Source organism: Flavobacteriaceae bacterium HL-DH10, assembly GCA_031826515.1.
GTDB classification, from domain to species: Bacteria; Bacteroidota; Bacteroidia; order Flavobacteriales; family Flavobacteriaceae; genus Thalassobellus; species Thalassobellus suaedae.
Genome location: CP134536.1, coordinates 83,331 through 95,726, shown reverse-complemented (window position 1 = coordinate 95,726; position 12,396 = coordinate 83,331). Strand labels below are relative to the sequence as shown.

The following is a 12,396-nucleotide window of genomic DNA, read 5'->3' as shown; positions in this document are numbered from 1 at the left end:
TAATGTAGTTGATATAACTTTTCTATGCAAATATAATAATAAATGTAATTAATACGTTTATTTAAAATAAATGTTTTCTATAAAATCTAAAAAAAGCTACTCTTTTTAGTAGCTTTTTGATTAATGATTATATGTGATTTGTTGTTAAGGCATAGGGTGTAGGCCTTCCCATTTTACATTCCAAGTCCCATCTTTTGGAAACCCAGGGTTTGTAATAGTATTTCCATCATAACCAGCACACATTAGAGCAACAGCAGAAAGAATACCTCCATTTCCTGGTAAGTATAATGTAAGTCTTTCATTTTGATAATTGTGTCCGTTTGGCAAATAGGTGTTTGTAATTTCATCTCTTAATAACCCTTTAATCGCATCTTCAGGTCTATTTAAACGTGTTGCAGCCATAGCTTCAAGCGGAAAATCCCATCCCCAAGTATGATTCCATGTCCAAACTTTATCTACCAAATCAAATGTTCTGTTCATAACTTCTAAATCGACATAATTATTATGTGGTAAAGCACTTAAAGCTCCTAATACAGCAGGATGATCAATTAAATGCTCGCTAGTAGAATCATACGAATTAGGAACACTTTCGGCAACTAAATACACACCGTCTTTTTGAGCCATTGGCGACAATTTATCAATAATTTTTTGCCAATCTTTTTGAGGTTCTAAACCTAATCGTTCTTGCCATTTTTGAGCTGTTTGTAATCCCCATTTCCAATATGCTAATTCCCAAGGTGGATTAAAAGTTTCTAATTTATTAAAACATTCTTGAGCGGGAATAACGCCTTTTCCTAAAATATATCTGTCATTTTCAGCATCATAATTTGGATATGAAGCCATAAACTCTGCGGTAGAAAAAATTAATTTTTGATACTTTTCCAAATTTTCTTTTGAAGGATTGTTACGGTATATCATTTCAGCTAAATAAATAACATGAGGTTGTTGCCATATTAAAAACGACCCAACATTTGATGGTGCTTCACCAGCATCATGATCGGTCATTTTTTGCCAACGCACGCCTTTATAACCTTGTCTTTCTGCAATTAGTTTAGCATTATCGTAAGCAGAAAAATACCAACCCATGCTATTTTCTAGTAAAGGTGTTCTGCCCCATAACGGATAATGAGCTGCATGCCACCAATACATTTCCATGTGCGGTTTGCCATACCAACTATTATAGGTTAATCCTGTTTCTTGCACTGGATAGTTTCCTGCACACTGAGCACGTGTTAGATATTGTGATAGTACTACACGTCTTTCAAGTTCGAAAGCTCTTGAATCTGTACATTCAGAAAAATCTACTGCGCCTCCAGATTGCCAAAATGTTTCCCATGCTGTGATGCTATTTTCTTCGGTTTCATTATATGTTAAAACGTACTGTTCTTTATTTTGATAAAAATTAACTGCAACTTCAAAGCTATTTTCAGCATCTGGTAATAGCGTATAATAATGATCTTCAATTTTTGTTACCGTTGCTTTGGTGTTAAAATTAGCTTCAACAAAATAGGTGTCATTATCTAAAGTTCTATTAAAAACAAAATCTTTGCCTGATTCTTTTTTGTCTACATTGGTTTGATGCATATCACTATTTGAGTAATTTACACCTCGATCTGCAAATTGATTTGTTGGATATGGAAATCGTAATTTTACTTTAATGCGTTTTTCTTGTAATAGGGGAGATTCAATTTTTGTAGCAATACCATCTGTTTTAGAGTTTCCGTAAGTAATAACTTTTACAGGGACACCTTCTACAGTAAAACGACTTTCAATTTTACCAGTCCATAAATTTAGTTCTTGATTTATGTTTTTTAAATCCTCAGGTTTTGCAAGTGCACCATTTTCTTTTAATATTTCTAAACCAACATTTCCCAGTTGTAAACGGTGTGGGTTAGCTCTAAAATAATCGGCAGCAGCCATATTTCTTTCAACTTCTCTATTTTGAATCGCATACAAACTGTTAGGGTTTCCATTAAAATCGTAACCTTTTAAAGTCTCACTAAATTCAAAGTTTTCAGAATTAGGTAAGGTATGCCAACCCCATTCTGATTGGGTACCTAATGGAACTCCTAAAGCGTAATGCTCGGGGAAAGATTGTAGCCCAGTTGCATCAACTGTAAAAGCAAATCTACCATTACCAACAGATAAAGAACCTAGAGTATCTATTTGCTTTATTTGAACATTATGTCTTGTAACTACTGCTTTTCTATCTATTTTTTGAGGTGTTTTAACACTCTTGTTGCAAGAATAAATACTTATAAATGCAAGGGTTAAAAGAAAAAGGAGATTTGTTTTTTTCATTATTTTAATTATTTTATTATTTAGTTTATTTTAAAAATAAAACCAGATGAGGTTTCATATTTACCACCCTGTGACGCTGTAAACATATGGGTTGGTTTTCCGTTTTGAAATAATATTTGTGGACGTTCTGCTCTTCCGTAGCGATTTAAATGTTTAGGAGCTGGAGGTTGTTTTACATATTTTTTTAATTCCTGATAGCCAATTTGTGGTTCAGACCAGTTTTTGCCATCTTTTGATTCCATATAAAGTCCTTTATCAATACCATAAACACCCAAATCTCTAGCAAGCATTTTAAACTTACCATCATACCAGACAAAAGCATCTTCACATTGTTGGTTATTTCCCATTTTATGATAATCAATAACTGGATTACCATCATATTTAATATAAGGACCTTCAAGTGTTTTTGCAATGGCTAATCCATACTTTCTATTGCCTCTAATTTTAAATTTTGGATGAATATATCCTTCAGTATCAAATGATTTGTAGTACATCCAATATTCTCCATTTGGATGTTTTAAAAAAGAAGGGTTGGTTGTGCAATGGTCATCCCATTCACCTTCTTTTCCTGGATTTAATAATGGTTCATCTGGTCTTTTCCATGGACCATAAAGAGAATCGGCAGTTGCTAAACCTATACGTTGTGTATTTAGTTTTCTGTTAGAGTTTCCCATAAAAAATAAAGCATACTTGCCATCTACAAAATGAATACTTGGATTGTGACATGTTGTAGCGTCCCAAAACCCTTTACCACGAGGTGCTAAAACAGTACTTACATATTTATATGGGCCTTCAGGTTTATCTGCTACAGCATGAGCTATTTCAGAACTATTTGTCCATCCGCTCATACTTTTAATTTTTGGCCAACGAGAAAAAAACACATGGGTTTTTTCATCTGGACCCTGAATTGGACTGTTGCACCAAACATAATAACCTTCAAACTCTAATGCTCTACCAACTGGGGTTAACCTTTTTTCAAAATCAGAAAGCTTTGGGGTTTTCTGATTAATATCAAGAAAAGGATATGCCTGCATGGGTATTGTCACACCCAAAGTTGCAAGTATAGTTGTAGAAATAAAATCCTTCCTTTTCATTTTATTATTTAACTAACGTTACACTCATTAAGCCAATAACAACTTCATTTGCAATAGCTTTAAGTTTAAGTGAATTTAATGTTTTATTTTGATCTAAAGGTAAATCTAAAAGGGTTGCTGCACCTCCTTCTATTCCGTAATCGCTAAAGCCTTTTATAGCTTTAAAATTTTTAAATGTTCTACTAATTTCACCTGTTTTTAAATATACTCTGGGAGGTTTTGGTGCATCGGTTGTAAAGGCTAATCCGTTTACAAAATAATCTTGTTCTATAGGCCACCAATTTTCTGGATTTTTTAATTCTAAAGTTTCAACAGTTCCATCGGTATATGATATTTCTATAATACCATTTGTAAACCTACTTTGCATGGGATTAGTTGTTCCAGCCATCATAAAATAGACATGAGAAGCTTTTCCTGAAAGCGGAATTTCTATGGATTTTGGAAAATTATCCCATTGAGACACAAAAGCAATATTGTTTTTACTGATTTTGGAAGGGGTTTGAAACGGAATGTTTTGCGGACTAATAATCATATTGTTCTCGCCTGCTTTTGCTCGCAATCCAGAATCGTCAATAATAGGTTTTATATAAGGATAACACCAGTTTCCAATACCTTGAGTTGGTAATTGAAGCGTAGGAGATGTTGGTCTTGGTGTTAAATATTGTTGTTCGAAAATATCGGTTATTTTGCTATTGAAAATGGATTCTAATGGAATCATTTCAAATTTGGTACTTGTTGGAAGCTTATGATTCCAATTTTGAAAATTAGAATTTTTGTCTGCTTTAGGACTAACATTTAAATGTATAGGTTGCCACCAAAGCATGTTGTTTTGTTTTAGCTGAATGAAGACGGTTTTATGTCCTTCTTTAGCATTTATTTTGAAATCTAATTGTTGATTTGTTCTGTTTATTTCTAAAATAGAACCTTGCGGATCGTAAATTTTTACAATGTTAGCCTTTGAAGTTTTAAACTGAAGAGGTTTTCCATAAGCTCCAACGAATTCGAATGTTGGGGTTTCTATTGTTTCACCCTTCCAGTTTATTTCAATATTGTATGTTTCCTGATATGGACTTTCAATACTGATTTTAGGACTTCCGATGGCAGATTCATTTAATTTCCACGATACATTCTCATTGTTGATTGTAATAGAGTTAATCGCTTCATAGGGTGCATTGAAACACAATTGAAGTGTCATTTCATGTTTAAATTTTGAAACGATATGGTACTTCGAAACGTTTTCTTCTTCCGCGAAAGCGATAGAAAGATCTGGAACCTCTAAAGACGCTTCTTTCCAATCTTTAGGAAAACCAGGAGTTATAGTCAACATGTTTTTTATAGCATTGGGTTGTATTCCAAATAAACCTTCTACTAAAGAACGTGCGGCCATACCAATAGGATCTGCAAAATCGCGATACAATTCACCTCGAATAGCATCATAAGCCGATAATTGCTGAAAACCACCTGGTGATGCCCCTAAATACATGCTTTCAATTAAAGCACTTTTCCATAATTTGAAAGCTTCCTCATTTCTGCCACCTTGCCAATAAGCTAAAGAGGCATGTAAATTTTCTGCTAGAGCTACATTGTTTACAGACCATGTATAGGGCTGCCAGTTGGAAGTGGATACTAATTCTAAATCGGTATAAGGTAACCCTTCTGCTTTTACAGGAATATGCGGAATTTCTGTATCAACATATCTTAAAGATTGATAGGCTTGAAATGCATTTGCAATACCTTCATCTAAGCTGTGATAAATAGTCCAAAGACCAGGGTTATCATGCACTAATTGATTGCCTAATAAATCTTTGTATTCGGCAAATACGCCTTTTTCTGCAACCCATAGTTTTGTTTCAATAGCTGCTTTAATATGATTAGCTTCTTCAATATAAGGTTCTGGATTTTCATTTAATACTTTAGCAATACTTGCAGCTAACAAGTTTGCAGAATAATTATAAGCTGAAGCGTATGTAACACCACCACCTGTATATTGTAAAGCATCGCTTGCCCATATAGCAGCATAGGCATCATAGAGTCCGTCGTTATCAGCATCAAAATTTCGTTTTTCCCATGCGATATGACGCTGAACAACAGGCCATATTTCTTTCATGAAATCTAAATTACCGGTCCATTGATAATGCCTTAGTAATTGATTAATAAATACTGAATTCATATCATAATGATGTGCTACCGTATTTTTGTTTGGGTGTCTGCTTATATAACCGCGACTAAACATGGCGGTTCCTAATATTTCTTTTTGTCTAGCAAAATTTCTAGAACTATCTAATACAACAGGACCTGATTCGGGTTCTATAATTTGCGAATTTCCATAGGCTTTAAAATGCGTTTCAGCTCTATTATGCCAACCTAGAGGATCGGCAACATAAGCACCACGCCATGCATTTAAGTGCATGCGCCATGCGACTGAACCATGTAAATAGGCTGGACTTTCCCAAATAGCATCACCCGCAATAGCTAAAGCGCCTCCTAAAGTATTTATGTATTTATTAGGCGTCTTTAGCTTAACTCTTGCAGCTAAAGTTTTAACTTTTTGTATGCCTTCTTTAAATTCTGTTTCTAATTGTTTTTGACTTGTGGAAATAAATGTGTCATTTTTTTCTATTTTCCAAATGAACTCATCTTGGCTGCTTAATGGGATTCTGCCAGAAATAGCAGGGGCTTTTTTTGCTTCAGAATTTAATAATTCATTAGGTGATTTCTGAAGGTGAGCTTCCACAAGTTTGACTTCCGATTTTGGAAAGCTTCCAACAATAGTTCTATTATTTCCTGTTTTTTCTTTGTTGTTTTCTGAGCCATAATTTAAAAGAAAACCATCCTTTTGAATCGTATATTGATTATTTGTACAATATTCAGGTTTTAAATAAAATACAGATTCTGGATCTGCTCCAATATCACCTTCTCTATGAAACCGTTTTCCGCTAGCACCTCCAAATAGCCAAATTAGTGTAGTGTTTTTAGGTATGTTTTCAGTTTCAACTTTTAAAATCATGGCTTCGTTTTCGGCATGAGCAACAACTTGTATTTTAATAACGCCCTTTTGTAATAAAGTATCATGAATTTCATATAGCATGGTTCCAGAGTTATAACACGTTGTAATAGAATCACTTTCTGTAATCCATTTACTTGTAGATCTGGTTGCAATTCCTAATTTAAAATTACCACCCATTTTAGGCATGTAAAGTGCAAATTCTGGTAAATCACCAGTTTCTACTCTAAAACCAGTATTAGTACCATACAAAGCTCTATTGAATTTTCTAGCACCATTTTTTAAAATAAAATTGTCACCATCTGGAGCATAGTGAATCTTTTTAGAATTGGTTGTTACCTCTTGGGTAGATGATGTTAATGTAATTAGAAGAAAAAAAAGTAAACAATAAAGTTTTTTATAAAGACGCATTAACAATTTCTTTTAGGAATATAACGATAAAGTTAAAATATTAGAAATAGTTGAGTATCCTGTACATACATGCTTTTACATGTTAACAAAATTTCAGGAAATACTTTTTATTACGTCTTATTATATTATATAAATGACAATCACATAAATTGATGTTTATTTTTTAAGAAAACGGATTATTAATTATGGAATCGACAACAATTTCATATAAGTTTTGTTATATTGGCTGCAACTAAAACTACAACTAATTACTATTATAATTTATGTCTCAATTAATTGAAATAAAAATTAATGAATCATCCCGTATACCTAAATATAAGCAAATTGTAGATTCTGTAATTAATGATGTTTCTAAAGGGAAATTAAAAATTGGTGAAAAAATACCGTCTATAAATGAGTTAAGTGAATCTTGTTATTTATCTAGAGATACTGTAGAAAAAGCATATAAAATACTCAAAGAACAAAAAGTGATTATCTCTGTTAAAGGAAAGGGATATTATACAGCTAAAACAGATTTGATTTCTAAGATTCAAATTTTCTTCATGATAAATAAGCTAAGTTCTTATAAAATGATGATTTTTAATTCATTTGTAAATAGCATTGGAATAAACGGACATGTTACTTTATCTGTCTATCACTGTGAAGAATCTATTTTTGCTAGAACTTTAGAAAAGAACCTTGGTGCTTATGATTATTATATAATCATGCCGCATTTTAAAACTGATGATTCTAATCATGTAAGTACAACAAGTATAGTACAAAATGCTATTGAAAAAATCCCCAAAGATAAATTGGTGATTTTAGATAATGATAAATTAGAAATTAAAGGAAATTACGGAGCTGTATATCAGGATTTTCAAGAAGATATTTATGAGGCACTAAGTAAAGGTGTAGATAAATTTAGAAAATATGATAAGTTAGTATTGGTATATCCTTTTAAATCGGTTTATCCTTATCCTAAAAGGATTGTTCATGGCTTTAGAAAGTTTTGCTCAAAATATAATTTTGATTTTGAAATTTTAAATGAAGTGTATGACGATATGGATCTTGATAGTAAAGATATTTATGTCATTATCGAAGAAAATGATCTGGTTAATTTGGTAAGACAAATACGTAAAAAGAATTTAACTTTAGGAAATGATGTTGGTATAATCTCATACAATGATACGTCTTTAAAAGATCTTTTAGGAATAAATGTAATCAGTACTCGATTTAAGGCTATGGGCGAATCTGCAGCTGATTTAGTATTGAATAATAAGAAAGAAAAAATTAAAAATATTTTTGAATATATTGAAAGAAATTCTGTTTAAAAAATAAAATTTTTAAATAAAATATTAAAGATTCATCATAGTACAGGATGGATCTTTTTTTTTTTTGGAGATATTTTAGTCGAAAATTAATCTATGAAATTCATTAACAATAGTATTTTATTTCTATTCTGTCTTGTTTTATCTCATAATATGTTTGCTCAAACTAACGATATAACTAAAAATTTTTATTTTGGAAAAAAGCTTTGTGAAACCTCAGGAACCATTATTGATAAGCCTATCTTGTATAATAATGCATTGGGTTATGGGTTTGATTATCAATCTGTAGAAAACGTTGTTTTTAATAAGAAATCTATAGCAGGTGATACGTCTGTTTATTTTTCAGTAAAATTACCAGAAGGAAATTATAAAATAGAAGTTGTTATTGGTGGTAAAAAAAGTTCAAATACTTCAATAAAAGCTGAATCTAGAAGGTTAATGCTTAAAGAAATAAAATTGAAAAAAAATGAAACCTCTAAACATGTTTTTACAGTAAATGTTAGATCTCCAAAAATTAATAAACAGGCATCAATAAAGGTAAAAGATCGAGATAAAAACCAGCTGAATTGGGATGATAAATTAACGCTAGAGTTTTTAGGAGCACCTAGCGTTAAAAGTTTAAAAATCAGTTCTGTTACAGCTGTTAAAACTGTTTTTTTAGCTGGAGACTCTACAGTAACAGATCAAGATGTAGAACCTTGGGCTTCATGGGGACAATTTATTACCAATTATTTCTCAGAGGATGTTGTCATTGCTAATTATGCCGAGTCAGGTTCCTCTTTAAGTGGTTTTAAAGGAGTAAAACGATTAGAGAAAATAGTGTCTTTAATGAAAACAGGTGATTATCTTTTTATAGAATTTGCACATAACGATGAAAAACAAAGAGGTGAAGGCATTGGGCCTTGGCAATCTTATAGTAAATTATTAAAAGAGTATATTACAGAAGCAAGAAATAAAGGAGGTATACCTGTGTTAGTAACGCCCACACAACGAAGAGCTTTTAATAAAAATGGGACATTAAAACCTACCCATGGCGATTTCCCTGATGCTATGCGAAAAGTAGCAAAAGAAATGCAAGTACCTTTAATAGATGTTACAAAAATGACAACTTATATGTACGAAAGTTGGGGAGTGGAACCTTCAAGAAAGGCTTTTGTTCAGTACCCTGCGCTTACATTTCCAAGGCAAATAAAAGCATTAGAAGATAACACCCACTTTAATAGTTTTGGAGCTAATGAAATTGCTAAAAGTGTTGTACAAGGTATTAAAGACTTAAATTTAGAACTTGCAAAATATTTAAAACCCAATATTCCAGATTATAATCCAAAGAAACCAGATAATATAAGTGATTGGACGGTGCCAATGAGTTCAAGATTTGAAATTAAAAAACCAGACGGTAATTAAAGAAATTATGATAGAACAAAACACACAGAAAAACAAATTTTTACTCACTCTTGTATCCATACTTTTATGTTGGAACGGGATTGCTCAAGAAACAAAAAAAATATACTTATCGGGTAAAGATTTTAAAAACCCAGTACAATGGGAGTTTATGTGTACCGATGGTAATAATAGTAAAACTTGGAGTACTATAAATGTGCCGTCTAACTGGGAATTAGAAGGTTTTGGTGAGTATACTTATGGTAGATGGTATAAAGAATTAAATCAAAAAGAACCGAGTAAAGAAGAAGGGTTTTATAAATATAAATTCAATATCCCAGAGGATTATAGAGGAAAAAATATTGTTATCGTTTTTGGAGGCGCCATGACCGATACCGAAGTTAAAATTAACGGAAAATCGGCAGGAGACATTCATCAAGGTGGCTTTTATGAATTCAAATATGATATTTCATCATTGGTAAATTATGGTGGAGAAAACCTTTTGGAGGCTCATGTATCAAAACACTCAAGTAATGGGTCTGTAAACAATGCAGAACGAAAAACAGACTGGTGGTTATTTGGAGGTATTTATCGTCCTGTTTGGTTAGAAGTCTCTCCTAAATCTTTTATAAAACATGTAGCTGTTGATGCTAAAATGGATGGTTCATTGAGAGCGGATTTGAATTTAAAAAATATTCCGAATAATTCAATAATAGAAGCGAATATAAGTCCGATTGGAAGTAATGAAACCTTTAAAACGGTTACAATTTCTTTAAAAGATGATGAAGATTTTCAAACTATTGAAGCCAAATGGGATGATGTAAAAGCATGGAATCCAGAATCACCTCATTTATATACTTTAACCTTGTCACTTAAAAATAATGGACAAAGCCTTCATACCTCTAAAACAAAAATAGGCTTTAGAACTCTAGAGTTTCTTAAAAAAGATGGTATTTACGTTAATGGTAAAAAAATTATCATGAAAGGGATTAACAGGCATACCATTTGGCCTGAATCTGGCAGAAGTACAGATAAGGCTATTAGTGAGTTAGATGTTAATTTACTTAAAGATATGAATATGAATGCGGTTCGATTTCATTATCCACCAGACACTCACTTTTTAGAAGTTTGCGATTCTTTGGGCTTGTTTGTTTTAAACGAAGTAGCTGGTTGGCAAAATGGGTATGATACTAAAACGGGGACTAACTTAATTAAGGAAACGGTACAAAGAGATGTGAATCATCCATCTGTAATCATTTGGGATCATGGTAATGAAGGTGGATGGAATTACGAAATAGACCATGTTTTTCATGATTACGATCCGCAAAAAAGAATTGTTATTCACCCTTGGTCAGATTTTAATGGTTGGGACACTCATCATTACCCAACCTATTTAACAGGTATGCATCGTTTTAATAATGGTGAAAATGTGTTTTTTCCAACCGAGTTTATGCATGGTACTTATGATAATGGAATAGGAGCAGGATTAGAAGATTTTTGGAAGCGGTATAAGCAAAGTCCATTATTTGCAGGTGGTTTTATTTGGGCAATGCTTGATGAAGCTGTTTTAAGAAGCGATTGGACCGGTGAACAAAAATATGATTCTAAAGGAAACTTAGCAGCCGATGGTGTTTTAGGACCGCATAGAGAAAAAGAGGGAAGTTTCTTTACAGTAAAAGAAGTATGGTCGCCTATTCAATTTGAACCTAAACTAATAACATCAACATTTGATGGATTGTTTTTAATTACAAACGAATATATTTATACAAATCTTGAAGATTGTAAATTGGAATACCGCGTTCTAAAAGCCAATGAAAGTATTTTATATACTGATGAAAAAGCAGAAGTAATAGCTTCAAAACCAATTTCAATAGCAAGTATAGAGCCAGGAGAAACCAGAAAAGTTCATTTTGATGTTCCAGAAAATTTCTTTGAAGGTGATTGGTTAGAGATAACAGCGCAAGATAAACACGGTAGAGACATTTATACTTGGTCATGGCCTATACATCATGCACCATATTTAGCAAACAAGTTTATTACTAAAGAAAAAGTCAAAAAATCTGCTAAAGCTTCTAAATCTAATAATGAAGTGCTTTTAGAGAGTAAAAGTATTACCGTAAAGTTGAGTGCGACTTCTGGTAAAATCCTAAATATTGAAAATAAAAATGGCAATGTACCTTTTGTAAATGGACCAAAGCCTATTGGTATGAAAGCGGAAGTTGAAGACGTTACTATTGAAGAGAATGAAGAAGCAGCCATTTGTAATATTAAATATTCAGGAGGTATTCATTCAGCAAAGTGGACACTTTTTAATGATGGAAGATTAAAATTAGAATTAATCCTATTAAAAAATGCAGGACGAACCAATGGTTTTGACGGGGCATTTTTTGAAGGGGCTATTAATAAATTTGGTGTTACGTTCGATTTTCCTGAAGAAGGTGTAGAAGGCATGAAGTGGTTTGGTAATGGACCATATCACGTTTGGAAAAACAGAATTAAAGGAACAACACTTGGACTTTGGGAGAAAGATTATAATAAAACAATAACAGGAGAGAGTTTTGAGAATTTGGTATATCCTGAATTTAAAGGGTATCATGCTAATTTTATTGCAGGAAACCTTAAAACTCAAAATGGAAATTTTAGGTTCTTTAGTGAAAATGATAAATTGTTTTTAAGGTTATTTACACCAGATCTTCCTGAAAAAGCCATTTCAAAAACGTTTCCTCAGCCTAAATTTCCAGAAGGAAATATTTCATTTATGTATGAGATACCTGCTATGAGAGCTTTTAAACCTTTAGAACATCAAGGACCCGAAAGTCAACCAACCAATATTAGAATCAAAAGTGGCGACGATGGAATTCCAATGACACTTTGGTTCGATTTTAGAGATAATTAATTA

6 protein-coding genes are annotated in these 12,396 nt (G+C 32.3%); 3 read left to right on the top strand and 3 right to left on the bottom strand.

All coding sequences use genetic code 11. The features are described 5' to 3' along the window. Positions 1-144: 144 nt before the first annotated feature. Genes RHP49_00285 through RHP49_00275 form a run of 3 tightly spaced genes read right to left on the bottom strand, consistent with a single transcriptional unit; the run spans position 145 to position 6,810 of the window. Positions 145-2,301, bottom strand: coding sequence for a hypothetical protein (locus RHP49_00285; protein ID WNH12711.1), 2,157 nt, complete (start codon positions 2,299-2,301; stop codon positions 145-147). Positions 2,302-2,321: 20 nt separating this feature from the next. Then, positions 2,322-3,395 (bottom strand): glycoside hydrolase family protein, encoded by a 1,074-nt coding sequence (locus tag RHP49_00280; protein WNH12710.1) that lies wholly within the window; start codon positions 3,393-3,395, stop codon positions 2,322-2,324. Between the two features lie 4 nt (positions 3,396-3,399). Then, positions 3,400-6,810, bottom strand: coding sequence for a DUF4450 domain-containing protein (locus RHP49_00275; protein WNH12709.1), 3,411 nt, complete (start codon positions 6,808-6,810; stop codon positions 3,400-3,402). A gap of 263 nt (positions 6,811-7,073) precedes the next feature. Here RHP49_00275 and RHP49_00270 point away from each other — a divergent pair, with 263 nt between their 5' ends. The 3 genes from RHP49_00270 to RHP49_00260 all read left to right on the top strand — a co-directional run bounded on the left by RHP49_00270 (position 7,074) and on the right by RHP49_00260 (position 12,393). Continuing rightward, positions 7,074-8,120 (top strand): GntR family transcriptional regulator, encoded by a 1,047-nt coding sequence (locus RHP49_00270; protein ID WNH12708.1) that lies wholly within the window; start codon positions 7,074-7,076, stop codon positions 8,118-8,120. A 93-nt stretch (positions 8,121-8,213) separates the two neighbouring features. Beyond that, positions 8,214-9,521 (top strand): rhamnogalacturonan acetylesterase, encoded by a 1,308-nt coding sequence (locus tag RHP49_00265; GenBank protein ID WNH12707.1) that lies wholly within the window; start codon positions 8,214-8,216, stop codon positions 9,519-9,521. A 7-nt stretch (positions 9,522-9,528) separates the two neighbouring features. Continuing rightward, positions 9,529-12,393 (top strand): glycoside hydrolase family 2 TIM barrel-domain containing protein, encoded by a 2,865-nt coding sequence (locus RHP49_00260; protein ID WNH12706.1) that lies wholly within the window; start codon positions 9,529-9,531, stop codon positions 12,391-12,393. The last annotated feature ends 3 nt before the right edge of the window (positions 12,394-12,396 follow it).